A 23,960-nucleotide genomic window follows, 5' to 3' on the forward strand; every position below is an offset into this window, starting at 1 on the left:
CGGACGGCCCTCACCTTCCGGGCCGGCCGGCCTCGTATGCCTCCCCCCTGACGTGCCCGCACCGCTCCGCCGGAACGACGGCCGGGTCCGGCGGCCCGGACGGTGCGGGGAAAGGGCCGGTCGGCCCTACCCCCCGCACCACGGTCGCGGGGACGATGGGCAGATGTCCCAGAACGACGCCTTTCGCGCACTCGACCGGCAGGAGTGCCTGCGCCTGCTCTCCGAGGTCCCGGTCGGCCGCGTGGTCTACACACGGCAGGCGCTGCCCGCGGTCCTGCCCATCAACTTCTCCCTGGACGCCGACCACTCCGTGCTGCTGCGCACCGCGCCGGACTCCGACCTCGTCCGCGCCATCGACGGCGTCGTGATCGCCTTCGAGGCCGACGAGTTCGACGCGGCGACCCAGTCCGGCTGGAGTGTCGTCGTCACGGGACGGGCCGCCGTGGTGACCGATCCCGCCGAGCACGAACGGCTGTCGCGGTCCGGCCCGGTCTCCTGGATGCCGCTGAGCGACGGGGTGTTCGTCCGGATCGACTCCGAGGTGATCAGCGGACGGGAGCTCAAGGGGATGTGCGCCGCCCTGTGACGGGCGGCCCGCCGGACCCCCGGACGGGCTGAACGCGAGGGCCGGGCCGACGGTCGCGTACCGTCGGCCCGGCCCTCGTCGCGCGTCCGGCGCGGGAAGTCCCCGGGCGAGGGGCCGCGACCCCTCGTCCGGTGCCGCGGGGTCAGGGGTGCGGCGTGCCGGCGCGGGGGGTGCGGCCGCCCTCGGGGCCGTACCCGAAGCGGATCAGCAGCTGCGGGCAGCACCGCCGCCGCGGGCCGGCGATCGCGGCCCGCAGGTCCGGCCACTCCATCGCCTGGTGCAGCATCGACGTGCGCAGCCCGTGCCGGGTCGCCGTGAGCAGCACGCGCTCCAGGGCCTGGCCCGCCCGCACCCAGTCCTCCCGCCGGTCCCGGGGCGTCCACAGCAGCGCCACCTGGGCGTGGCGCTCGAACCGCAGGGCGGGCAGCCAGGGGGCGGGCAGCGCCCCGGTGAAGTCCCGCACCGGCATCCGCCCGGAGGCGTCCAGCGGCCCCAGCGCCGTGGCCGGAATGCCGTAGGAAGCGTCCGTGCCCGGAGCGGTGATCCAGCCGCGCGCCTCGGCCACCCGGTCGCGGTGATCGGCGTTGCGCATCTCGGCCGCCTGGGTCAGGCGCAGCAGGCGGCGGGTCCCCAGGATGTCGGGCACCTCCAGGTGCGCGCCCTCGGCGCGGGCGGAGCCGATCATCTCGGTCACGATCGGTTCCGGCACCGGGCGTCCGGTGAACGGCATCCGGCTCGTGTGGCGCCGCTCGACCGCGTCGTACAGGTCGAGCAGGGGCGGCGGCGGGTCCGCGCGGTGCTCCGCCAGCCGCACCGTGGCCAGCAGGTCGGGGTCGTCCGCCGCGGGCAGCAGCCGGACGAGGGGGTCCCAGCCCAGGTGCGCGGCGGCCACCCGGAGGTTGAGGACGGCCGCGCCCACCGACAGGTGCAGGGCGCGCAGGTCGAGGTCGGCCCTCGGCAGTCGCCTGCGCCGGTCCACCCGGACCTCGATCGACCGGCTCCGCGGGTCCAGGCCGAACCGCCAGGGCTGCGTGTTGTGGATCGAGGGCGCGGCCACCGCCGCGGCCAACAGGGCCTGAACGGCTGTGGCGTCGACTTCCCTGGTCTGCATCACGGCTCCTTCACCACGCTTTCCTCTGTACACCCGAGCCTGCGTCGCGGTGCCCGGTCCGCGGGAGGGTTGACCGGTCCCGTTCCGGGGGCCGTACGTCCTCGGAGGCCCGCGGCGTCCGAGGACGTACGGCGGCATCCGTGGTTCTCCGTCCGTGGTGCTCCGTCCGTGGTGCTCCGTCCGTGGTTCTCCGTCCGTGGCTCTCCTCCCGCCATGACCGCCGCTCAGGTGGCGGGCAGGGCCGTGGCGAGCAGGACCACGCCGAGCGAGCAGACGAGGGAGACGACCGCCAGGGCACGGGCCAGGTCGGCACGGCCCCGTGCGTGGGCGACGCCGTGTCCCGCCGCGGCGAGCATCACCACGACGAAGAGGGCGAGCTTGGTCGCCAGGGTCCGGCCGTAGCCGGGTTCGGCGAGGGACGCCCAGGTGACGCCACGGTGCCAGGCCATGGCCCAGCCCGTGCCCACCTGCACGGGCAGGAACACGGCCCCGGTCAGGAGCCCGAACCGGCGGCCCGCCGCGGCGGTGAAGCGTTCCTTGGCGTCCGGGGCGAGGAGGTGGCGGGCGAGCGGCAGGACCACCAGGGAGAGGGCCAGCTGGCCCCCGACCCACAGGGCGGCGCCGGCCACGTGCGCGAACCGCACGAGGGACCACAGGCCGACGGTGTCCATCAGCCGCTCACCTCCACCATGCCGTGGGCCCCGGCTTCGGCGTGGCGCATGTCGTGGTCGACGAAGGGGTAGTGGCCGGCCTCCGGGAACGTCGTCTCCACGAAGCCGCCCTGCGCGGCGGCCAGGTCCAGCACCTGCGCGCCGCCCGCCCCGCCCGGTTCGAGGAGGTACGCGCCCTCCTTGTAGACGGTGTCGAACACGGTGCCGACGATGTGGAAGGCGACGCCGTCGGAGGGTCCGGCGGCGACCACCCAGAAGCGGGCCCGGTCACCGGCCCGCAGCCTCAGGGGCTGCTTCGCGTACTGGTCCGCCATGCCGTTGAACACCCAGGCGTCCGGTGTGTTCCGCCGCATCTTGGCCACCTGGGCGGTGCTGCCGGGGGTGCCGAGGTACAGCTCGGAGGAGACCAGCACGTACTCGTGGTCCACCTCCGCGAGGCCGGGCGGGTCGATGACGACGGCGCCGTACATGCCGTTGCCCAGGTGCTGGAGCATCGGCGCGGTGCTGCAGTGGTACAGCCAGGCCCCGGCGTGCTCGGCGCGGAAGCGGTAGAGGAGGCGTCCGCCGGGCTCGAGCGTGCGCATGGGCCGGTCGGGGGCGAGGGAGCCGGCGTGGAAGTCGATGCCGTGCCCCATGCCCGCGTCGTCGTTGACGAGGGTGACCTCGAAGACGTCGCCGACCCTGCCGCGCAGGGTGGGGCCGGGGGCGGTGCCGCCGAAGGTCCACATCTGCTGCTTCACGCCCGGTGCCACCTCGACGGTGGTGTGCGCGGCGTGCAGTTCGACCCGGTGGACGGTCCCGCCGGGCACGGGCGCCAGGACCGCGTCGCGCGGCCGCCGGCCGGCGGAGTGGTCGGCGGTGAGATCGAGGGCGCCGTCGTCACCGGGGGCGGCGGCCGGGGCGTGGCCCTGGTGGCCGTCGGCGGTGTCCGTCGCCGTGCCGTCCTTCACGACGATGTCCATGGTCATCCCGGCCGCCCGGTGGCCCGGCAGGGTGCACCAGGCCCGGCGGTCGCGGGTGACCGGCCCGAGGTCGAGGACGCGGGTGTCGCCCTCGGCGAGCATCGGGGTGGCGGGGCCGTCCTCGACCTCGAGGTCGTGGCGCTGGGCGTCGTCGTTGGTGACCTCCAGCCGCAGCGAGGTGCCCGCCGCGACCTCGACGCGGGCCGGCCGGATGCGCATGTCGGCCAGGGTGACGGCGACCGTGCGGGTGGTGCCGTCGCCCGCCCCCGTCGTCCCGGCGGCGTTCGTCCCGCCGGCCGGGTCTCCTCCGCCGTTGGCCACCAGTACCGCCAGCACGGTCAGTACGACGCCCGCGGCGGTGCCCCACAGTGCCGGGCGCCGCGACCCGCCGCCCGCGTCCGACGGCAGCCCCTTGCCGCCGCGGACGAGCACCGGCACGACCAGGGCGAGGAACGCGCCTCCGGACACCGCCGCCAGCAGCAGGCCCGCCGTCGGCGCCGGGCCGGGCAGCGGGAGGGCCGCCAGCGCGACACCGGTGTTGAGCGCCACCGCCCTGGGCAGCCAGCCCCGTTCGAGCGGCACCCGTAGAGCTGCGCGGTCCCGCGGACCGGTGCTGAGGACGACGGGCAGCAGGTAGGTGAGCGCGCCGATCAGGACCTGGGCGACGAAGCCGACGAGCAGGACGGGGAGCAGGGCGTCGATCGCGGTCCGCGCCGCGGCGAGCGGCGCGGTGGCCAGCCGGGCGAGGTCCGCCGCCACCGCGACCGCCAGCCAGCAGGTGGCGGCGGCCAGCGTCCAGGCCGCCGCCGCGGAGACGGGCCGGCTGCGGCGCACGGTGCGGGCGAGCAGGTGGGCGGCGAGGGCCACTCCCGCCAGGTAGAGGGCGAGGCCCGCCACGGCCGGCCAGCGCCGGCCGAGCGCCAGGGCGGTGACCGCCACGGCCAGTCCGCCGCCGGTGAGCCGCAGCACCCACCGGGAGACCTTCGTGGTGCGGTCCTTCATCCGCACCCCCAGCACGGTGGGCCACAGCATGAACAGCGTGCCGAGGACGGACAGCCCGATCCAGCCGAGCAGCGTGACGTGCAGGTGCGCCAGGCGCAGCCCGGCGTACCGGTCGGGCCCACCGGCCCCGCCGGTGGCCAGCAGCGCGCCGAGGACGGTGCCCGCGACCAGGGCGGCCGTGGCCGCCCGGTAGTAGGAGACGATCGGCTCGAGCCGTCCGCCGAGCGCGCCCCGGCCGAGGCGGACCAGCACGACCAGGTGCGCGGTGGCGGCGGCGACCAGGGCCACGGCGGCGACGGCGGTCAGCAGCGGCCGGGCGGCCCACACCCCGGCGAGGAGGCCGGCCACGGCGAGCTCGGCCGTGACCAGCCGGGCGGTGCTCCAGCGCTCGTCGGGGACCTTCGCGTGCAGCAGGGCGACGGCGAAGTGCTCGCTCCAGACCAGAACGGCGGTGGTGACGGCGCCGAGCAGGAACATGTGGACGGCCAGCCAGCGGGCCACCGGCAGCGACTCCTGCGCTGCGGCCGCCGCCAGGGCGAGGCCCAGCCACACCACGACCAGGACGTGGGCGCGCAGGTGGCGGGCCTTCACCCCGGACGCCCGGAACCGGCTCGGGTACCTGCCGGTTCCGTTCGCGTCGCCGGCCGGGGAGGGTCCGCGGACGACGGTGGTCATGCCTCTCCCCGGTGCCCGGTCGTGCCCGTGCCGCCGTCCCGCCGCGGCGCGTCGGCGTCCGCGCGGCGACGGGACCGTCCCTGCCGCGCGTCCGCGCCGGACAGCAGCGCGGCCAGTTCCCGCCAGCGGGGGAAGGAGCCCGGTACGTAGCCGCACCACGGCTCCTCGGCGTACGGATCGCCGGTGAGGCCGTAGGCCCTGGACCGCGAGCCGCCGCAGACCCGGCGGAACTCGCACGCGCCGCACCGGCCGCCCAGCCGGTCGGGGTCGCGCAGGCCGGTGAACAGCTCCGAGGCGCGGTAGATCTCCGTCAGCGGTGTCTCGCGGACGCTTCCGGCGCCCAGCGGCAGGAATCCGCTGGGGTGCACGGTGCCGGTGTGGGACACGAACACGAATCCGCGGCCCGCGTTGACGTCGAGCGGCGGGCGCCGTGCCCGGCGTGCCCCGGCGTCCAGGCCCAGTTCGGCGGCACGGTCGCGCAACTCCCGGTAGAGCGGCCCGAGTCCGAGCACGGCCACGTGGTCGTCGCCGGCGGCGGCCAGGACCTGGCGCTGCAGGGCGACGCGACGGAAGTGGTGGGCCTCGGTGGTCTTGGCCGGCACGGTCAGGCCCACGTCGTGAACGAAGTTGAGGACGTCCTCCACCTCGTCCGGGGTGAGCGTGCCCAGGCCGCGGCCGCGGCCGGTGGGGACCAGGAGGAAGGCGCTCCACAGCATCGCGCCGTGCTCGGCGACGAGGCGGACGACGTCGGGCAGGTCGTGCAGGTTGTGGCGGGCGACCGTGGTGTTGATCTGCACCTTCATGCCGAGGGCGCGGGCGGTGTCCCAGGCGTCCAGGGTCCAGCGGAACACTCCGGGCACCCCGCGGAAGGTGTCGTGGACCTCGGCGGTGGAGCCGTCCAGGCTCAGGGAGAGGCCGACCGCTCCGGCCGTGTGCAGGTCCCGCAGCCGCTGCGCGGTGAGCGTCGGGGTGCCGGACGGGGACACCGCGACCCGGACGCCGATCTCGCGTCCGTGGGCGACGAGTTCGTTCAGGTCCGGGCGCTGGAAGGGGTCGCCGCCGGTGATCACGAACAGGGGGGCGGGCTGCCCGAAGGCGGCCACCTGGCCGAGCAGGTCCTTGGCGGCGGCGGTGTCCAGCTCGCGCGGATCACGGTCGGGCACGGCCTCGGCCCGGCAGTGCAGGCAGGCCAGCGGGCAGGCCCGGGTGGACTCCCAGATGACGATGAAGGGCCGCTCCCCCACGTCGTGCCGCTGGTGCCGGATGGCGTGGGCGGGGTGGGCGGGGGCGGGACCGGCGTGGGCGACGCCGGGCCGGGCGGGGCCGGTGCGGTCGGCGCCGGCACCGGTGGGGCCGGGCTGGGCGGGGTCGGTCATCGCACGGCCCTGCCCAGCGCCCTGGGGCTGTGTCCGGCCGCCCTGGAGTCAGGGCAGACGAGGCGGGCGGCCGGACGGTGACCGGGCCGTACCGTGCGCGGCTCCCACCGCGGGTGGCATCGATGGGCTCGGCCTCGAGGGCGGTCGACGTGGTCGTGCACGGTGTACCTCCGGATCGGTCGCCGCCAGCATCCACCGGCGACGGTGACCGGCGCGGCGGCCGATGGTCTTCTCCACCGGGGCCGTCCGGCCCTCTCCGGCAGGCGTGGACAGGGCCGGACGGCCGGTTCGGGTGTACGGGGGCTTCAGGCGTATGAGGAGTCGGGGTGTACGGGACTTCGGGTGCACGGGACTTCGGGTGCACGGGACTTCGGGTGCACTGGTGTGCGCGCCTTCGGGCGTGCGGGCACCGGGGACGACGCCGCGTCCGGCCGCGGAGGGCGGCCGGACGCACGACCGAACCGGGCCGCGCTCCGTGCGCGTCGTGCCCGCGGCGGCCGGGGACGGGGGATGCGGCCGCCCGGCAGGCGCGGAACGCGGTCGTCCGGAGGGGCCTGCGCGGTTCGATCGGTGTCCAGCATGCACCTCGGGGCCCACCCGCTCCCCGGCCGACCGGGTCCCCCCGCCAGGGCCGTTCGGCCCTGGTACGGACGGCGGGATGGGGCCGGAAGGGCGTGCGACAGGGACCGCAAGCCCCAGGTGCGCCGGAGTGCGCGCCCCCTAGCGTTCCGGCCATGGAGAACGATCAGAGCGCGCGGCGTCAGGCGCCGCGCACCGGTGAGGGTTGGCCGCTGGCCGCCCGCAGACTGCTCACCCGCCGCGAGGTGTCGGCCGACGGGCGCGCCGTGTTCGGTGAGGGGGACCCGGCCTGGGAGGGCTTCTACCGCGACCGCTGGGCGCACGACAAGGTGGTGCGCTCCACGCACGGGGTCAACTGCACCGGTTCCTGCTCGTGGATGGTGTACGTCAAGGACGGGATCATCACCTGGGAGCACCAGGCCACCGACTACCCCTCGATCGGTACGGACTGCCCCGAGTACGAGCCGCGCGGCTGTCCGCGCGGGGCGTCCTTCTCCTGGTACACGTACTCGCCCAGCCGGGTCCGGTACCCCTATGTCCGCGGCGCGCTGCTGAAGCTGTGGCGCGAGGCGAGACGGCGCCTCGGCGACCCCGTGGCGGCCTGGGCGGAGATCACCTCCGACCCGGCGAAGGCCCGCGCCTACAAGCGGGCCCGCGGCAAGGGCGGCCTGGTGCGCGCGGACTGGGACGAGGTGAGCGAGCTGGTCGCCGCGGCGCAGGTGCACACCGTCAAGCGGTACGGCCCCGACCGGGTCGCGGGATTCTCCCCCATCCCGGCGATGTCGATGGCGTCGTTCGCGGCGGGCGCCCGGTACCACTCGCTGATCGGCGGGACCCTGCTGTCCTTCTACGACTGGTACGCCGACCTGCCGATCGCCTCGCCGCAGGTCTTCGGCGACCAGACCGACGTCCCCGAGGCGGCGGACTGGTGGAACGCCGGCTACCTGATCATGTGGGGCTCCAACATCCCCGTCACCCGTACGCCCGACGCGCACTTCCTGACCGAGACCCGCTACAACGGCACCAAGGTCGTCGCGGTCAGCCCCGACTACGCCGACAACGTCAAGCACGCCGACGAGTGGCTCGCCCCGCACCCGGGCACGGACGGGGCGCTGGCGATGGCGATGGGCCACGTGATCCTGCGCGAGTTCCTGGTCGACCGCGAAGTGCCCTACTTCCGGGACTACCTGCGCACGTTCACCGACGCCCCGTTCCTGGTGACCCTGCGCGAGCACGAGCGCGGGCTCGTCCCGGACGGGTTCCTGACCGCGGCCGACCTCGGACACGACACGGAGAACGCCGGGTCCAAGACCGTCCTCCTCGACTCGGCCACCGGTGACCCGGTCGTGCCGAACGGCTCGCTCGGCTTCCGCTGGGGCGAGGCCGGGCAGGGCAGCTGGAACCTCGACCTGGGCGACACCGTGCCCGAGCTGAGTCTGTTCGAGGGCGCGCAGGACACCGCGGCCGTGGCGCTGCCCCGCTTCGACGAGGGTGGCACCGAGGGCGGCTCGGTGATGGTCCGCGGGGTGCCCGTGCGGCGGATCGGCGGGCGCCTGGTCACCACGGTCTTCGACCTGATGCTGGCGCAGTACGGCGTCGCGCGCCCCGGCCTGCCGGGCACCTGGCCCGCCTCGTACGACGACGCGGCCGAGCCGTACACGCCCGCCTGGCAGGAGACGGTCACCTCGGTCCCCGCCGCGCAGGCGGCGCGCATCGCCCGCGAGTTCGCCCGCAACGCCGAGCGCACCGGGGGCCGTTCCATGATCGCCCTCGGTGCCGGCACCAACCACTGGTTCCACTCCGACACCATCTACCGGGCCTTCCTCGCACTGACGACGATGACCGGCTGCCAGGGCGTCAACGGCGGCGGCTGGGCGCACTACGTCGGCCAGGAGAAGGTCCGTCCGGTCACCGGCCTGCAGCACCTCGCGTTCGCCTTCGACTGGCAGCGCCCCACCCGGCACATGGCGGGCACGTCGTACTGGTACCTGAACTCCGACCAGTGGCGCTACGAGGCCTTCGGGCCGGACGAGCTGGCCTCGCCGCTGGGCGAGGGCCGGTTCAAGGGCAAGGGGTTCGCGGACACCCTCGCGCAGGCCGTGCGGCTGGGCTGGACGCCCGGTCACCCCGGCTTCGACCGCAACCCGCTGGACCTGACCGACGAGGCGGCCGCCGCGGGCCGGCCGGTCGCCGAGCACATCGTCGACGAACTGAAGTCCGGGCGGCTGCGGTTCGCCGTCGAGGACCCCGACGACCCGGCCAACTTCCCACGGGTGCTGACCGTGTGGCGGGCCAACCTGCTCGGCTCCTCCGGCAAGGGCAACGAGTACTTCCTGCGCCATCTGCTGGGCACCGACGCGGCGGTGCGCTCCGAGGAGACCCCGCCCGAGGGCCGGCCCGAGGAGGTGGTGTGGCGCGACGAGGCCCCCGAGGGCAAGCTCGACCTGCTGGTCACCATGGACTTCCGGATGACGTCCACCGGCCTGCTCTCCGACGTCGTCCTGCCGGCCGCCACCTGGTACGAGAAGGACGACCTGTCCAGCACGGACATGCACCCCTTCGTGCACGCCTTCACCCCGGCCATCTCCCCGCCCTGGCAGGCCCGCACCGACTACGACACGTTCCTGACCATCGCCGACCGGTTCAGCGACCTGGCCGCCGAGCACCTCGGCACCCGCACCGACGTCCTCGCCGTACCGCTGCTGCACGACACCCCGGACGAACTCGCCCAGCCGGGCGGGGTGGTACGGGACTGGAAGGCCGGCGAGTGCGAGCCGGTTCCCGGGCGGACCATGCCCAAGCTGGTCGTCGTCGAGCGGGACTACGCCGCCACCGCGCAGAAGATGCGCGCCGTCGGGCCCCTGCTGGACACCCTGGGCACCACCACCAAGGGCGTCACCGTCCACCCGGACCAGGAGATCGACGAGCTGCGGCGACGCTGCGGGACCGTCCGCGACGGTGTCGCCGCCGGGCGGCCCTCGCTGGCCACCGCCTCCGACATGTGCGAGGCGATCCTCGCGCTGTCCGGCACCACCAACGGCCGGCTGGCCACCGAGGGCTTCCGCGAGCTGGAACGGCAGACCGGCAGCGAGGGCCTGGTGGAGCTGGCCTCGGAGCGGGAGGCGGAGCGGATCACCTTCGCCGACACCCGCACCCAGCCGCGCGCGGTGATGACCTCCTACGAGTGGTCGGGCTCGGAGACCGGCGGGCGCCGCTACTCCCCGTTCGTCATCAACACCGAGCACAAGAAGCCCTGGCACACGCTCACCGGCCGGCAGCACTTCTTCGTCCAGCACGACTGGATGGCCGAACTCGGCGAGCAGCTTCCCGTGTACCGGCCGCCGTTGAACACCCCGCGGCACTACGGCGACGAGCACCTGCACGAGGACGGCCGCGCCGAGGTCACGGTCCGCTACCTGACCCCGCACTCGAAGTGGTCCATCCACTCGAACTACCAGGACAACAAGTACATGCTCGACCTGTCCCGCGGCGGCCCGGTCATCTGGATGTCGCTGGAGGACGCCGAGAGGATCGGCGTCAAGGACAACGAGTGGATCGAGGCGTACAACCGCAACGGCGTCGTCGCCTGCCGGGCCGTGGTCACCCACCGGATGCCGGAGGGAACCGTGTACATGTACCACGCCCAGGACCGCAACGTGAACGTGCCGAAGACCGAGGTCAGCGGCAAGCGCGGCGGCATGCACAACTCGCTGACCCGCCTGCTGCTCAAGCCGACCCATCTCGCGGGCGGCTACGCACAGTTCACCTACGCCTTCAACTACTACGGCCCGACCGGCAACCAGCGCGACGAGGTCACCGTCATCCGCCGCCGCAGCCAGCAAGTGGAGTACTGACATGCGCGTCATGGCCCAGATCGCGATGGTGATGAACCTCGACAAGTGCATCGGCTGCCACACCTGCTCGGTCACCTGCAAGCAGACGTGGACCAACCGCACCGGAGTCGAGTACGCCTGGTTCAACAACGTCGAGACCAAGCCCGGCGTCGGCTACCCGCGGCGCTACGAGGACCAGGAGCACTGGAAGGGCGGCTGGACGCTCGACAAGCGCGGACGTCTCGTCCTGCGCTCCGGCGGGCGGCTGAAGCGCCTGCTGTCGCTGTTCTCCAACCCCGACCTGCCGTCCATCGAGGACTACTACGAGCCGGTCACCTACGACTACGACAACCTGATCAGCGCCCCGGCCGGGCCCGACATGCCGGTCGCCCGCCCCCGTTCGGTCCTCACCGGCAAGCCCACCGCCATCACCTGGGGGGCCAACTGGGAGGACGGCCTCGGCGGCGCGGCCGAGAACGCCGGCGCCGACCCCAACCTCACCGGGGAGTGGGCCGAGAAGGTCAGGTTCGAGTTCGAGCAGACCTTCCTCTTCCACCTGCCCCGGCTGTGCGAGCACTGCCTCAACCCGGCCTGCGTGTCGGCCTGTCCGTCCGGCGCGATGTACAAGCGGGTCGAGGACGGCATCGTCCTGGTCGACCAGGACAAGTGCCGCGGCTGGCGGATGTGCGTGACGGCCTGCCCGTACAAGAAGGTGTACGTCAACCACGCCACCGGCAAGGCCGAGAAGTGCACCTTCTGCTTCCCGCGCATCGAGGCCGGCCAGCCCACCGTCTGCTCCGAGACCTGCGTCGGCCGGCTGCGCTACCTCGGCCTGCTGCTGTACGACGCCGACCGGGTGGGCGAGGCCGCCGCGACCCCGGACGAGAAGGACCTGCTGGACGCCCAGCGTGGCGTCTTCCTCGACCCGCGCGACCCCGAAGTGGCCGCCGCGGCACGGGAGTCGGGCATCCCGGAGGACTGGCTGGACGCCGCCCGCCGCTCCCCCGTGCACGACCTGGTCGCGCGGTACAAGGTGGCCCTCCCGCTGCACCCGGAGTACCGCACGCTGCCCATGGTCTGGTACGTCCCGCCGCTCTCCCCCGTCCTGGACGCCGTGGGCGCGGCGGGCGGGAACCAGGACGACCCGGACCACGTGTTCGCCGCCGTCACCCGGCTGCGCATCCCGCTGGAGTACCTGGCGGAGCTGTTCGCCGCCGGCGACGCCGACGTCGTCGCCGGGGTGCTGATGAAACTGACCGCACTGCGCTCGTACATGCGCGGGCGCTCCCTCGGCGAGGAGGGCGACGAGGCCGTGCTGAAGGCCGTCGGCCTCACCGTCCGCGAGGCCGAGGACATGCACCGGCTGCTCGCCGTGGCCAAGTACTCCGACCGCTACGTCGTGCCCGCCGCGCACAAGGAGGACGCGGCCGCGCTGAGCGCGACGGAGAACCGCTGCCCGGTCGAGTCGTCCGGCGAACCGGCCGACGCCGGTGGCCGACGGGTGATGCTCGGCATCCCCACCCTGCGCCGCAAGTCCACGGGAGACCCCGCATGAGTCCGCTGCCCTCGACGATTCCCGCCCTGGTGCGCACCCGTGTCCGGGCGGCCGTGCGCCGCCCGGCCCGGCTCACCCCCGAAGAGGCCGAGGCGCGCGCCCTGCTGCTGCGGGTGTGCTCCCTGCTGCTGCAGTACCCGGACGCCGAACTCGTCGCGGCCCGGCCCGCGCTGACGGCCGCCGTCGACGCGCTGCCGGCCACCCCCGCCGCCGGGCACCTGGCCGACTTCGTCGCCTGGTTCGCCCACCGGGAGCCGGAGGAGCTGGAGCGGCACTACGTCGAGATGTTCGACCTGCGCCGCAAGAGCAGCCTCTACCTGACGTACTACCTGCACGGCGACACCCGCCGCCGGGGCATGGCGCTGCTCACCCTGAACCAGCGGTACAAGGCCGCGGGCTGGGACACCGACGGCGGCGAGCTGCCCGACCACCTGCCCGTCGTGCTGGAGTTCGCCGCCCTGGCCGGGCCCGGCGGCGGCGAGGCGCCGCTGCGCCAGCACCGCCGCGGCCTGGAGCTGATCCACCGGGCCCTGACCGACGCCGGATCGCCCTACCGGCACGTCCTGGCCGCGCTGCTCACCCTGCTGCCGCCGCCCACCGAGGCGGACCGCGCGGCGGTGGCCCGGCTCGTCGCCGAGGGCCCGCCGAACGAGGAGGTCGGCCTCGACCCCTACGGCACCTACGGCGACGGGGAGTTCGCCCCTCCCGGCACCTTCGTGCCGCCCGCGCCCGCCGCGCCGACCCGTGTGCCGCCCCTCCCGACCAGCCGTACGGAAGGCCCCCGATGAACGCCGCGCTGTCCCCCTCGGCCGCCGCCCCGGCGAGCGGTGCCGATCTCCTGCTGTGGGTCGCCGTGCCCTACGTGTGCCTCGCCGTGTTCGTGGCCGGGCACGTCTGGCGGTACCGCCAGGACCAGTTCGGCTGGACCTCGCGCACCAGCCAGCTCCTCGAACACCGCTGGCTGCGCTGGGGCAGTCCGCTGTTCCACCTCGGCGCCTTCATGGTCATCGCCGGGCACGTGGTGGGGCTCGCCGTCCCCGACGCGTGGACCGAGGCCGTCGGCATCACCGAACACGCCTACCACACCACGGCCGTCTGGGCGGGTTCGGTGGCGGGCGTCGCCATGGTGACCGGGCTGGGCATGCTGTGCGCCCGCCGGCTCCTCACCCGGCAGATCCGCCTGGGCACCGACCGCAGCGACAAGGTCCTCTTCCCGCTGCTGTCCGCGACCGTCCTGCTGGGCATCACGGCCACGGCCGCGCACAACGTCTTCGGCGCCGGCTACGACTACCGCGCGACCGTCTCCGTCTGGTTCCGCGGCCTGTTCGTCCTGCGGCCGGAGCCGGAGGCGATCGCCGGGGCCCCGCTGCTGTTCCAGCTGCACGCCCTGTCCGCTTTCCTGCTCTTCGCGGCCTGGCCGTTCACCCGGCTCGTCCACGTGTGGAGCGCGCCGGTCGGGTACCTCGCCCGCCCGTACCTGGTCTACCGGCGGCGCACCGCGCCGGCACCGGCTCCGGGGCCGGAGGCGGGCGGCCGTGTCCGGCCCGCGGGCTCCCGGCGGGCCGCGTGAGCCACGACCGCGCGCCCGTCCCCGGCGGCCCCGGCACCGGCGGCCCCGGCACCGGCGGCCCCGGCACCGCGGACGGGGCCGCCGTCCGGCGCCCGTCCGCGGTGGGGGCGGGCCGCCGCACGGGATGGGTGATGACGCTCACCGGGGCCGTCGGCTGGCTGGCCTCCTTCCAACTCACCGTGGACGACTGGCGGCTGCTGCGCGACCCGGCCTACCGGCCGCCCTGCAACATCAGTCCCGTGGTGAGCTGCGGCAGCGTCATGTCCAGCCCTCAGGGCAGCCTGTTCGGGTTCCCCAACATGCTGCTGGGACTGGGCGCGTTCGCCGCGGTGACCGCCCTGGGTGCCGCCGTGCTCTGGGGAGCACGCCTGCACCGCCGGCTGTGGCTCGCGCTGACCGCCGGAGCGCTGGTGGGGGTGGTGTTCGTCCACTGGCTGATCGGCCAGTCGCTGTACACGCTCGACAAGCTCTGCCCCTACTGCGCCGTCGTCTGGGTCGTGACCATCGCCCTGTTCTGGTACACCGCCCTGTACTGCCTGGAAAGCGGGATCGTCCGCGTTCCCCCGGGGGTGCGGGCGGTCCTGCGGGACACGCACGGGATGCTCCTGGGCGCCTGGTACGGGGTGATCGTGCTGCTCGTCCTCACCCGCTTCTGGCCGTACTGGAGCAGCCTGCTGTGACGGGCCCGGCCGGGAGGGAAGGTGACCCCGTCCCCGATCGGAGAAGGGCCCCGCACGGCCGTCGCCGTGATCGCCGGCCCGGCCGAGGGACCGCCCGTGCCGAAGGACGGCCCCTCGGCCGCCTCCCGCACCGCGACGACCGCCTCCGAAGGGGTGGACTCCGTCTCCGCCGCCGGCCGGGAACCGGCCGGGCACACCCGCGCGCCGCCCGTGGTCGTCCGGGGCGTCCGAGTCGTCCGGGACCGGCGCGGCCGCACCCCGGCGCGAGAAGAGGACAGGGACGGGTCCCGGAAGCCGGCTTCACCCGCTTTCCCGCCTGCCCGCTTTCCCGCCTGCCCGCTTTCCCGCTTGCCCGCCCCGGAGCCGTCCGGACCCGGGGCGCCTCCCGCGGCCTGCCCACGCGCGCCCACCCGACCGCCACGACCGGCCGCACCGGTTCGTACGACCACCGCGCCGGGCCGGCACCCGCTCCTGCCGGCGTCGCGGCCGGCCGGTCAGCCGGTCCCGCTCACGCGAGATCCAGCACGTCCCGGACCGGGCGGCGGGGGGTGGCCGGGCCCCGCGGGCCGTAGCCGAGGCGCAGCACCATCTGCACGCTGCCGGCGCCCGATCCCGGGTCCCGGGTCAGCAGACGCAAGGTGCGGTCCTCCAGGGCGTGGGAGGTCAGGGAGGTGGCCAGGTCCGCCAGGGTGGCCTCCAGCAGGACGCGTTCCATGGCCTGGCCGCCCCGCAGCCAGTCGGCGGGACCGTCCCCCGGGGTGCTCAGCAGGGCGAGCAGCGGGGCGCGCTCGAATTCGGTGGTGCCGCGGTCGGCCACCTGCCGGCGGCCCGAGAAGTCGCGTACGGGAGCCCTGCCGTCCCGCCTGCGCGGCCCGAACGCGTACTCGGGGACACCGTCGACGGCGGTGTCCGCCTCGGCTCCGAGCCGTGTCCAGCGCACCAGGTCCTCGTTGACGTGCGGGTCGAGGACGTCGCGGCTCTCGGCGTCGCGCACCAGGTCGAGCACGGTCTCGACGTGCCACGGGCCGGGGAAGTCCAGCCCTGCCCCCTCCCGCGCGGCGGCGTCCCGCAACGCGGCCCGGACGTCCTCGGGGATCTCCTTCTCGGCGAAGGGGTGGCGGCTGGTGTGCCGCTGCCGGACCGCCGGGTGCAGCCGCGCCAGCTCCCCGGCGTCCGCCGCCCCGGCCGCGTCGGTCAGGTGGACGGCGGCGAGCAGCAGCGGGTCGTCCGGCTCGGGCAGCAGCGTCGTACGGGGCACGAGGTCCGCGTGGGCCGCGGCGACCCGCAGGTTGAACAGGGCGGCACCGCACCCGATGTACAGCGCCCGGTTGTCGGGGTCGGAGCGGGGCATCGCCCGCTCGGGGTCGGCCCGCAGCAGCAGGACGCGCTCGCCGCTCAGCCAGCGGAACCTCCAGGGCTGCGCGTTGTGCATGGACGGTGCCGTGGCGGCCTCGGCCACCAGCGCGCTCACCGTGGTCGCGTCGAGCGGTCGCTCGGCCATGGCTTCCTCCTCGCACGGCGCCGGGTCACCGGTCCCGTCCGCCGGGTACCCCGGCCGGCGGGGCCGTGTGCGTTCCGGCGCACCGTCGGTGTTCTTTCCCCCTACCCACCACACACCACACGCGGAACGGGGCCCGCAACGCCCCGATGGTCCCCCGGCCGGGGCCGGTCGGCCCTCCCGCCCCGTCCGGCGGCCACGGACGGCGAGACACCGGGACACGGCCGGGAGGAGGGGGCGGGAGGGCCGCGGGGCGAGGCCGCCGCGGGGCGAGGCCGCCGCGGGGCGGAAACACGAACGGGCGGGCCGGGAGGCGTCCCCGCCCCACGGCCCGCCCGGCGGCGGTTTCAGTGACCTTCTCGCCTGAGCCGGTCCTGGGCCTGGGTGGCGATCACGGCGGCCTGGATCCGGCGCTCGACACCGAGCTTGGCCAGCAGCCGGGAGATGTGGTTCTTCACCGTCTTCTCCGCCAGGTACAGCCGCTGGCCGATCTGACGGTTGGTCAGGCCCTCGCCGATGAGGGCCAGGATCTCCCGCTCCCGCTCGGTCAGGCCCGGCAGGGCGTCGGGCTCGGGCTCCGGCTCCTGGCCCTGGCGCAGGCGGGCCATCAGCTTGGCGGTGGCGCTGGGGTCGAGCAGGGACTGGCCGGCGGCCACCGTGCGCACGGCCGACACGAGGTCGGAGCCCTGGATCTGCTTCAGCACGTAACCGGAGGCGCCCGCCATGATCGAGTCCAGCAGTGCCTCCTCGTCGTCGAACGAGGTGAGCATCAGGCAGGTCAGTTCCGGCATCTGGGAGCGCAGCTCCCGGCACACGGACACACCGTCGCCGTCCGGGAGGCGCACGTCGAGCACGGCGACCTGGGGGCGCAGCGCGGGCACACGCACCAGGGCCTGTTCGGCGGTGGCGGCCTCGCCGACCACGGTGATGTCCGGCTCGTCGTCGAGCAGGTCGTGCACCCCGCGCCGAACCACCTCGTGATCGTCCAGCAGGAAGACCCGGATCGGGTTGTCGGCTCCGGGCTGCTCGCCGTCCGCCATCAGAAACTCCTTGTTCCGTCGTCGTGCATCGTCCGCATTCCGGCCGGGGCTCGCCCGAACGGGTGCCGCCGGCCATTGTCCCAGTAGATCCTGCTCGATACCGGGCCGAAGAGCCAGGGCCGACCGGCCCCACTCGTCCCGGTGTCCCGGATCGCCTCGTTCCGGACCCCGTCCGCCCGGGCCGGGACACGAACGACCGGGCCGGGACACGAACGACCGGAAGCACCGCCGCCGGGGGCGGAGGTGCTTCCGGTCCGTGGGCCACGCGGGTCCTCACAGGAGCCAGCGGTTGCGGCTGACGAAGGGGAGCCGCGCCCAGGCCCTGCCCAGGCCCCAGGTGGCTCCGGCGCCCGCGGCCGCGAGGGCGACGAGGACCAGTGCGTAGACGAGGTGGTAGTCGGCGAACGGGTTCGTCGACATGCTCACCGTCCCGTCGGAGAGATGCTTGGCCGGCGGCCATTCCGCGACCCACATGAACGCCATCATCACGGTCCCGGCGACCGCGGCGAGCCGCAGTCCGATGCCCGCGATCAGGGCGACGCCGATGCCGAGGAGGCCGAGCATGAACAGCCAGTCCGCCCAGGCCGCGCCGGCCCAGTCGTGGAAGGTGGACTCCATCGGGCCCACGGCGACGGAGCCGAGGAATCCCTTGGTGGGTGAGCCGCCGTCGATCCATCCCTTGCCGGAGCCGGTGGCGTAGCCGAAGCCGAAGGTCTTGTCGAGGAAGGCCCACAGGAAGACGAACCCGGTCAGCAGGCGGAGCCCGGCGAACACGTACGCCCGCGTCGCGGTGGCCGCGGCGGTCGCCTCACCGGCGGAGGCGGGCGCCGTGGAGGTCCGGCCCAGGGAGGGGAGACGGAATGCCAGGTGCCGGTGCGAGTGGTCGTGGAGTGCCATGATGCTCATCCCTTTCGAGGAGTGGGAGACACCGGTTGCGGTGGGCTCTCGTTGCACCTTCAATGTCCCGCGCCGTCAACTCCCCCGAGAGGGGCTGCAGGACCCTGGACCATGGGCCGAACGTCCCCTGTGCGCCCAGCTGTTCGGGATCGGAACGGCGTTCGGGCCGTGAAGCGCAGCCCGTACGGGGAGCGGCCTGCGACGAACTCCCGCCCGGTGACCGGTTCGGGTTCGATGCGCACGAGGACCTCTCCCGGCGCGGGCACCCGGGAGCCGGGACCGGTGCGGGCCGGCCCGGTGACCGTCGTGGCCCGCCCGGTGACGACGACGCTCCAGCCGGAGTGCCGGACCACGTCGACCTCGTCGGTCTCGAAGGCCACCACCGCGCCGTCGATCGCGCGGGCCGGCTCCGAGGCCGCCGAGGTGCGCGGCGGGACGGCGCCGTCGCGGTCCGGGGCGAAGCCGACCGGCGGCATGGTGGGCGGGGACCGTGGGGTGCGGACGACGCGGCCGGCGGACGCCCGGGCCGTCAGCCGCGGACAGTCGTGCCGCCCGGGTGCGCGGAAGCCGTCGCGGGGATGCGGGGAGTGCGCGGAGCGGCCCGTCCTTCGCCCGGTCCAGGGGTCACGTCCTTCCGCCCTGCGTCGGCCGGGTTCCCGGCCGCGAGGCCACGGGTCCCGGCCGGAACGGAGAACGCCGCGTCCTCGCACGGCCGGCCGGTGCGGTGTCCCGCTCCTCGGACGGGGGAGCGGGCGACTACGTTGGGGCGTCGACGCAGGACATCGGGCGAGGGAGGCGGCATGAGCGACAAGAAGACGGCGAAGGTGCCCCGCGTGGCGTACGAGCGGGAGCTGCTGCGCCTGCAGACGGAGCTGGTGAAACTCCAGGAGTGGGTGCGGGCCGAGGGCGCCCGGCTGGTCGTGGTCTTCGAGGGCCGGGACGCGGCGGGCAAGGGCGGCACCATCAAGCGGGTCGCCGAACACCTCAATCCCCGCGTGGCGCGGATCGCGGCGCTGCCGAAGCCGACCGAGCGCGAGCGGACCCAGTGGTACTTCCAGCGGTACGTGGAGCATCTGCCGGCCGCCGGGGAGATCGTCCTCCTCGACCGTTCCTGGTACAACCGGGCCGGTGTCGAGCACGTGATGGGCTTCTGCACCAAGGAGGAGCACCAGCTGTTCCTGCGGCAGTGCCCGATCTTCGAGCGGATGCTGGTCGAGGACGGCATCCTGCTGCGCAAGTACTGGTTCTCGGTGAGCGACACCGAGCAGCAGGAGCGTTTCCGGAGGCGGCTGGAGGATCCCCTGCGCCGCTGGAAGCTGTCCCCCATGGACCTGGAGTCGATCACCCACTGGGAGGCGTACTCCAGGGCCAAGGACGAGATGATGGTGCACACCGACATCGCCGAGGCGCCGTGGTTCGTGGTGGAGAGCGACGACAAGCGCCGGGCGCGGCTGAACATGATCGCCCATCTCCTGGACTCCGTGCCGTACCACGAGGTGCCGCCGACGGTGCTCGAACTGCCCTCCAGGCCGTCGTCGACCGGCTACGAACGCTCACCGCGCGACCTGCAGACGTACGTCCCCGATCACGCGGCGACCCTCTAGACGAGCCGGTGGCGGTCGGGCCGGGAATGCGGCACGAACGCCACCGGGCAGGCGGAGCGGCGCAGCGCGGTGAGGGCGACCCGGCCGGGCCGGAGCCCGGGGCGGTCCTCGTGCCGGGTGACCCCGACCACCAGCAGGTCGGCCGCGTGCGAGGCGTCGAGCAGGACCCGGCGGACGCGGCCCTCGACGGCGCGCGGGCGCACGTCGACGTCGGCGGGGACGTCCCGCAGGGCCGCCGCCAGGCCGCCGCCCACCCGCTCCCCGGCCGGCCGGGTGCGGCCGGCGCCCTCGTGCGCGGGGCGCCGCCAGGCCCGTACGGCGTCCAGCGGCACGCCGCGGCGCCGGGCCTCCTCGACGGCGAACCGCACGGCAGCCGAGTCCCGCGCGTGCTCGCCCACGCCGACCACGACGCGGCCGCGCACGGGACGCGCCGCCTGGTTGTCGTGGCTGCCGCGCAGCACGACCACCGGGCAGCCGGCGCGGGCGGCGACGGCCGGGCCGACGGAGCCGGGCAGCAGTCCGGCGGCGGTGCCGCGGCCGCGGGTCCCCACGACGAGCACGCAGGCGCCGCGTCCCGCGCGCACGAGGGCGTGCCCGGGCTCCTCGAACACCACCTCGGCGTTCACCCGCAGGCCGGGGCGGCGGTCGCGGGCCCGCCGCGCGGCGGCGCCGGCGACGTCCTGGGCCAGGGGCGGCGCGGCCGGCCGGCCGATGTCCCGGGCGAGCGCGGCGGTCTCGTACCGCTCCCAGGGACAGGTGTACACGACCCTCAGCGGGACACCGCGCAGCACCGCCTCGTCGGCCGCCCAGTCGACGGCGCGCAGGCTCGGCCCGGATCCGTCCACGCCCACGACCACGGGTGCTCCGAAGGTTCGTTCGGGCGATGCGTTTATGGTGTCCGCTCCTTGTCCACCGCGGGGTTCGGGGTTCGGGGTTCGGGGTTCGGGCCCAGGGTGGTGCCGGGAGCGGGGGCGGGGCAGGGACCGCGGGTCCCCGGTCCGGGGGCCGAAGGACCTTCGGGGCCGCGGATGCCGCCGGCGCGCACCGCCGCGCACCGCCGTGCGCCGTCACGCACCGTCGCCCCTCGCCCGCCGGGAGCCGCGCCGTCCGTGAGATCCTTCGGCCCGAGGAGGATCATGTCCGAGAGCTCCGTCCGCGACGGCCACGGGTGGCGTCGTCCGCTGCCCGGACTCCGGTCGCTGCGCGGCTACCGGCGCGCGTGGCTGAGGGGCGACGTGCTGGCCGGGGCGACCGTGGCCGCGTATCTGGTGCCCCAGGTGATGGCCTACGCCGGGGTGGCCGGTCTGTCGCCGGTCGCCGGACTGTGGGCCATCCTGCCCGCGCTCGTCCTGTACGCCGTGTTCGGCTCGTCCCGCCTGCTGTCGGTCGGACCCGAGTCGACGACCGCGCTGATGACGGCGACCGTGGTCGGGCCGCTCGCCGCGGGGGATCCGGGCCGGTACGCGGCGCTGGCCGCCACCCTGGCGGTGATGGTCGGACTGTTGTGCGTGCTGGCGTGGGCGGCGCGGTTCGGCTTCGTCGCGGACCTGTTGTCCCGGCCGGTGCTGATCGGATACCTGGGCGGCGTGGCCCTGATCATGATCGTGGACCAGCTGCCGAAGCTGACCGGTGTCCGCACCACGGGTTCCGCCTTCTTCCCCCAGCTGTGGTCGTTCGTGACACACCTGGGAGGTGTGCACGCGGCCACGCTGACGGGTGCCGTCGTGACGCTCGCGGTCCTGTTCGCCGTGGCCCGTCTCCTGCCCGCCGTCCCCGGTCCCCTGCTCGTCGTGGTGGCCGCGACGGCGGCGATGGCCCTCTTCGGTCCGGACGACCGGTTCGGCATCCAGGTGATCGGCGACGTCCCCTCGGGCCTGCCGACCCCGGCCCTGCCGAGCCTGACGGAGCTGCCCCGCCTGGTGCTTCCCGCCCTGGGGGTCCTCCTGGTCGGCTACACCGACTTCATCCTCACCGCGCGGGCCTACACCCGGCGCGACGACGAGGGCCCCGGGCTCGACGCCAACCAGGAGTTCCTCGCCCTCGGGGCCGCCAACCTGGGCGCCGGCGTACTGCACGGCTTTCCGGTCAGCAGCAGCGCCAGCCGCACCGCGCTCGCCGCCTCGGCGGGCGCGAGGAGCCAGGTGTACTCGCTGGTCGCCGGGGCGGGTGTCCTCTGCGTCCTGCTGTTCCTGAGCCCGCTGCTGTCCAGGACCCCGACAATGGTCCTCGGCGCGCTCGTCGTCTACGCGGCCGTGCGCATGATCGACCTGGCGGGGTTCCGGCGCCTGGCGTCCTTCCGGCGCCGTGAACTCCTGCTGGCGCTCGGCTGCCTGACCGGGGTCCTCGCCCTGGACATCCTGTACGGCGTGCTGGTCGCCGTCGGTCTGTCCGTGGCCGAGCTGCTCCTGCGGGTGGCCCGCCCGCACGACGCCGTCCAGGGCCTGGTCCCCGGGGTCGCGGGCATGCACGACGTCGACGACTACCCGCAGGCCCGCACGATCCCCGGGCTGCTGGTCTACCGCTACGACTCGCCCCTTTTTTTCGCCAACGCCGAGAACTTCCGCCGCCGCGCCCTGGCCGCCGTCGACGAACAGCCGGAGCCGGTCCGCTGGTTCGTCCTCAACGCCGAGGCCAACGTGGAGGTCGACATCACCGCCCTGGACGCGCTCGACGCCCTCCGCCGCGAACTCACCCACCGCGGCATCGTCTTCGCGCTGGCCCGCGTCAAGCAGGACCTGCTGGACGACCTGACGGCGTACGGTCTCACCGACACCGTGGGCCGCGACCGCGTCTTCCCCACCCTGCCGACGGCCGTGGCCGCGTACCGGAGATGGTGCCGCGACCGGTAGGCCGCCGGCACGCGTCCCGGCGCGGGGCGCCGGACAGGGCCGGGCGGGAGGCGTCCCGGTGCCGGTCGGCCCCGCGCCGGAGCGGACCGCGGGGGCTGACGGTCCCGAACCGGTGGGCCGTTCGGCCCTGCTTCGCCCGGTGGCGTGAAACAGCGCCGAAACACGGCCGGGTGCCTGCTACACAGGAGACGCCGCCCGATGCGACGCGGCGCACTTCCCCTCGTCACCCTGCCCGGGAGGCCCCATGCTGTCCGCAGAATCCGCCGCCGTCGTCCGTGCGACCCTGCCCGCCGTGGCCGGCGCGCTCGACGAGATCACCACGCGCTTCTACGGCACGATGTTCCGCGACCGGCCGGACCTGCTCGACGGGATGTTCAATCGGGGCAACCAGGCCAGCGGGGCGCAGCGCCGCGCCCTCGCCGGTTCGATCGCCGGCTTCGCCACCGCGCTCCTCGACGACCCGGACACCCGTCCCGACACCCTGCTGGACCGCATCGCCCACAAGCACGCCGCCGTCGGTGTCACCGACGACCAGTACACCATCGTGCACAAGTACCTCTTCGGCGCGATAGCCGAGGTCCTCGGCGACGCCGTCACCGCGGAGGTGGCGGCCGCCTGGGACGAGGTGTACTGGCTGATGGCCGGCGCGCTGATCGGCCGGGAGGCCCGCCTGTACCAGGACGCGGGCGTGGCGCCCGGCGAGGTGTGGCGGCGGTGGACGGTCGTGGAACGCCGGGCCGAGACGGCGGACGTGGTGTCCTTCCTGCTCCGTCCCGCCGACGGCAGGCCGGCGCCGCGCGCGCGGGCGGGCCAGTACGTGAGCGTCCGGGTCCGGGCGGCCGACGGCGTGCGCCAGCTGCGCCAGTACAGCCTGTCCGGCGGCCCGGGCGGCGACCTGCGGCGGATCACCGTCAAGCGGGTCACCGGCGCCGCCGGGACGCCGGACGGCGAGGTCTCCCAGCTGCTCCACGAACAGGTCCGCGAGGGCGACGAACTGACGCTGTCCGCGCCCTTCGGCGACGTCTTCCTCGACGACCCGGCCGACGCCACCGCTCCGGTCGTACTGGTCTCCGCGGGCATCGGCGGCACCCCCATGACCGGCATCCTGGCCCACCTCGAAGCCCAGGCCTCGACCCGCCCGGTGCTCGTCCTGCACGCCGACCGCTCCCCCGCCGACCACGCCCTGCGCGCCGACACCCGCACGCTCGTCGAGCGGCTGCCGAACGCGCGCGCCGTGTTCTGGTACGAGCGTCCCGGTACGGAGGAACCCGACGCCCGCGAAGGCCTGATGGACCTCGACGGCGTCGACGTGCCCGCCGGTTCCACGGTGTTCCTGTGCGGTCCGCTGCCGTTCATGCGCGAGGCCCGCGCGCAGCTGCTGCGCGCCGGGGTTCCGGCCCGCGGCATCCGCTACGAGGTCTTCGGCCCCGACCTGTGGCTGCCCGGCACGGCGGCCTGACGGCGGGACGCGC

Annotated in this window: 18 protein-coding genes; 9 read left to right on the forward strand and 9 right to left on the reverse strand. The window is 74.7% G+C overall.

Annotated elements, in window-relative coordinates; all coding sequences use genetic code 11:
* Positions 1-163: 163 nt before the first annotated feature.
* Positions 164-586 carry a pyridoxamine 5'-phosphate oxidase family protein gene (locus tag ACZ5FU_RS25125; RefSeq protein WP_451525690.1) on the forward strand — a complete coding sequence of 141 codons (423 nt, stop codon included), beginning with the start codon at positions 164-166 and terminating at the stop codon, positions 584-586.
* 142 nt (positions 587-728) lie between these two features.
* On the opposite strand, the gene ACZ5FU_RS25130 is transcribed toward ACZ5FU_RS25125, so the two are convergent.
* From ACZ5FU_RS25130 to ACZ5FU_RS25145, 4 genes are all read right to left on the reverse strand, one after another.
* Positions 729-1,697 carry an Acg family FMN-binding oxidoreductase gene (locus ACZ5FU_RS25130; protein WP_469046669.1) on the reverse strand — a complete coding sequence of 323 codons (969 nt, stop codon included), beginning with the start codon at positions 1,695-1,697 and terminating at the stop codon, positions 729-731.
* Positions 1,698-1,921: 224 nt separating this feature from the next.
* Positions 1,922-2,368 (reverse strand): hypothetical protein, encoded by a 447-nt coding sequence (locus ACZ5FU_RS25135; protein WP_468642002.1) that lies wholly within the window; start codon positions 2,366-2,368, stop codon positions 1,922-1,924.
* Positions 2,368-5,007: a multicopper oxidase domain-containing protein gene (locus tag ACZ5FU_RS25140; RefSeq protein WP_469046671.1), complete on the reverse strand. Its 2,640-nt coding sequence runs from the start codon at positions 5,005-5,007 to the stop codon at positions 2,368-2,370. The genes ACZ5FU_RS25135 and ACZ5FU_RS25140 overlap by 1 nt, the downstream gene beginning before the upstream one ends.
* Positions 5,004-6,383 carry a TIGR04053 family radical SAM/SPASM domain-containing protein gene (locus ACZ5FU_RS25145; RefSeq protein ID WP_451780585.1) on the reverse strand — a complete coding sequence of 460 codons (1,380 nt, stop codon included), beginning with the start codon at positions 6,381-6,383 and terminating at the stop codon, positions 5,004-5,006. The genes ACZ5FU_RS25140 and ACZ5FU_RS25145 overlap by 4 nt, the downstream gene beginning before the upstream one ends.
* A 734-nt stretch (positions 6,384-7,117) precedes the next feature.
* On the opposite strand from ACZ5FU_RS25145, the gene ACZ5FU_RS25150 reads away from it, so the two are divergent.
* Genes ACZ5FU_RS25150 through ACZ5FU_RS25170 form a run of 5 tightly spaced genes read left to right on the forward strand, consistent with a single transcriptional unit; the run spans position 7,118 to position 14,600 of the window.
* Positions 7,118-10,816: a nitrate reductase subunit alpha gene (locus tag ACZ5FU_RS25150; protein WP_451780583.1), complete on the forward strand. Its 3,699-nt coding sequence runs from the start codon at positions 7,118-7,120 to the stop codon at positions 10,814-10,816.
* Between the two features lies 1 nt (position 10,817).
* On the forward strand, positions 10,818-12,350 hold the full coding sequence (gene narH, locus ACZ5FU_RS25155; protein WP_469046673.1) for a nitrate reductase subunit beta: 1,533 nt from the start codon (positions 10,818-10,820) through the stop codon (positions 12,348-12,350).
* Positions 12,347-13,138, forward strand: coding sequence for a nitrate reductase molybdenum cofactor assembly chaperone (gene narJ, locus ACZ5FU_RS25160; RefSeq protein ID WP_468835192.1), 792 nt, complete (start codon positions 12,347-12,349; stop codon positions 13,136-13,138). Before narH ends, narJ begins: the two co-directional genes overlap by 4 nt.
* Positions 13,135-13,920: a respiratory nitrate reductase subunit gamma gene (gene narI, locus ACZ5FU_RS25165; protein WP_451525682.1), complete on the forward strand. Its 786-nt coding sequence runs from the start codon at positions 13,135-13,137 to the stop codon at positions 13,918-13,920. Before narJ ends, narI begins: the two co-directional genes overlap by 4 nt.
* Positions 13,917-14,600: a vitamin K epoxide reductase family protein gene (locus ACZ5FU_RS25170; RefSeq protein ID WP_451780579.1), complete on the forward strand. Its 684-nt coding sequence runs from the start codon at positions 13,917-13,919 to the stop codon at positions 14,598-14,600. The genes narI and ACZ5FU_RS25170 overlap by 4 nt, the downstream gene beginning before the upstream one ends.
* A 508-nt stretch (positions 14,601-15,108) precedes the next feature.
* On the opposite strand, the gene ACZ5FU_RS25175 is transcribed toward ACZ5FU_RS25170, so the two are convergent.
* The 4 genes from ACZ5FU_RS25175 to ACZ5FU_RS25190 form a co-directional block, all read right to left on the reverse strand.
* Positions 15,109-16,101: an Acg family FMN-binding oxidoreductase gene (locus ACZ5FU_RS25175; RefSeq protein WP_451525680.1), complete on the reverse strand. Its 993-nt coding sequence runs from the start codon at positions 16,099-16,101 to the stop codon at positions 15,109-15,111.
* A 344-nt stretch (positions 16,102-16,445) separates the two neighbouring features.
* On the reverse strand, positions 16,446-17,138 hold the full coding sequence (locus tag ACZ5FU_RS25180) for a response regulator (protein ID WP_451525679.1): 693 nt from the start codon (positions 17,136-17,138) through the stop codon (positions 16,446-16,448).
* 273 nt (positions 17,139-17,411) lie between these two features.
* Positions 17,412-18,035, reverse strand: a complete 624-nt coding sequence (locus ACZ5FU_RS25185) for a hypothetical protein (protein ID WP_451525678.1) — start codon at positions 18,033-18,035, stop codon at positions 17,412-17,414.
* A gap of 59 nt (positions 18,036-18,094) precedes the next feature.
* A complete protein-coding gene (locus tag ACZ5FU_RS25190; protein WP_468835198.1) occupies positions 18,095-18,745 on the reverse strand; it encodes a pyridoxamine 5'-phosphate oxidase family protein in 651 nt (216 codons plus the stop codon).
* Between the two features lie 90 nt (positions 18,746-18,835).
* Here ACZ5FU_RS25190 and ppk2 point away from each other — a divergent pair, with 90 nt between their 5' ends.
* Positions 18,836-19,639, forward strand: coding sequence for a polyphosphate kinase 2 (gene ppk2, locus ACZ5FU_RS25195; protein WP_451525677.1), 804 nt, complete (start codon positions 18,836-18,838; stop codon positions 19,637-19,639).
* On the opposite strand, the gene ACZ5FU_RS25200 is transcribed toward ppk2, so the two are convergent.
* On the reverse strand, positions 19,636-20,484 hold the full coding sequence (locus ACZ5FU_RS25200) for a universal stress protein (protein ID WP_468835202.1): 849 nt from the start codon (positions 20,482-20,484) through the stop codon (positions 19,636-19,638). The two genes, ppk2 and ACZ5FU_RS25200, sit on opposite strands and share 4 nt — an antisense overlap.
* Before the next feature lie 291 nt (positions 20,485-20,775).
* On the opposite strand from ACZ5FU_RS25200, the gene ACZ5FU_RS25205 reads away from it, so the two are divergent.
* Positions 20,776-22,488, forward strand: coding sequence for a SulP family inorganic anion transporter (locus tag ACZ5FU_RS25205; RefSeq protein ID WP_469046675.1), 1,713 nt, complete (start codon positions 20,776-20,778; stop codon positions 22,486-22,488).
* 244 nt (positions 22,489-22,732) lie between these two features.
* The gene (locus tag ACZ5FU_RS25210) at positions 22,733-23,947 is read left to right on the forward strand and encodes a globin domain-containing protein (RefSeq protein ID WP_451525674.1); all 1,215 of its coding nucleotides are present in this window, start codon (positions 22,733-22,735) and stop codon (positions 23,945-23,947) included.
* Positions 23,948-23,960 lie beyond the last annotated feature (13 nt).

This window comes from Streptomyces sp. NPDC031554 (assembly GCF_055580685.1).

What these genes read in the sequence shown, in the direction of transcription:
- ACZ5FU_RS25125 (WP_451525690.1), top strand. Translation starts at nt 164, where the DNA reads ATGTCCCAGAACGACGCCTTTCGCGCACTCGACCGGCAGGAGTGCCTG.
- ACZ5FU_RS25130 (WP_469046669.1), bottom strand. Translation starts at nt 1,697, where the DNA reads ATGCAGACCAGGGAAGTCGACGCCACAGCCGTTCAGGCCCTGTTGGCC.
- ACZ5FU_RS25135 (WP_468642002.1), bottom strand. Translation starts at nt 2,368, where the DNA reads ATGGACACCGTCGGCCTGTGGTCCCTCGTGCGGTTCGCGCACGTGGCC.
- ACZ5FU_RS25140 (WP_469046671.1), bottom strand. Translation starts at nt 5,007, where the DNA reads ATGACCACCGTCGTCCGCGGACCCTCCCCGGCCGGCGACGCGAACGGA.
- ACZ5FU_RS25145 (WP_451780585.1), bottom strand. Translation starts at nt 6,383, where the DNA reads ATGACCGACCCCGCCCAGCCCGGCCCCACCGGTGCCGGCGCCGACCGC.
- ACZ5FU_RS25150 (WP_451780583.1), top strand. Translation starts at nt 7,118, where the DNA reads ATGGAGAACGATCAGAGCGCGCGGCGTCAGGCGCCGCGCACCGGTGAG.
- narH (WP_469046673.1), top strand. Translation starts at nt 10,818, where the DNA reads ATGCGCGTCATGGCCCAGATCGCGATGGTGATGAACCTCGACAAGTGC.
- narJ (WP_468835192.1), top strand. Translation starts at nt 12,347, where the DNA reads ATGAGTCCGCTGCCCTCGACGATTCCCGCCCTGGTGCGCACCCGTGTC.
- narI (WP_451525682.1), top strand. Translation starts at nt 13,135, where the DNA reads ATGAACGCCGCGCTGTCCCCCTCGGCCGCCGCCCCGGCGAGCGGTGCC.
- ACZ5FU_RS25175 (WP_451525680.1), bottom strand. Translation starts at nt 16,101, where the DNA reads ATGGCCGAGCGACCGCTCGACGCGACCACGGTGAGCGCGCTGGTGGCC.
- ACZ5FU_RS25180 (WP_451525679.1), bottom strand. Translation starts at nt 17,138, where the DNA reads ATGGCGGACGGCGAGCAGCCCGGAGCCGACAACCCGATCCGGGTCTTC.
- ACZ5FU_RS25185 (WP_451525678.1), bottom strand. Translation starts at nt 18,035, where the DNA reads ATGGCACTCCACGACCACTCGCACCGGCACCTGGCATTCCGTCTCCCC.
- ppk2 (WP_451525677.1), top strand. Translation starts at nt 18,836, where the DNA reads ATGAGCGACAAGAAGACGGCGAAGGTGCCCCGCGTGGCGTACGAGCGG.
- ACZ5FU_RS25205 (WP_469046675.1), top strand. Translation starts at nt 20,776, where the DNA reads ATGTCCGAGAGCTCCGTCCGCGACGGCCACGGGTGGCGTCGTCCGCTG.
- ACZ5FU_RS25210 (WP_451525674.1), top strand. Translation starts at nt 22,733, where the DNA reads ATGCTGTCCGCAGAATCCGCCGCCGTCGTCCGTGCGACCCTGCCCGCC.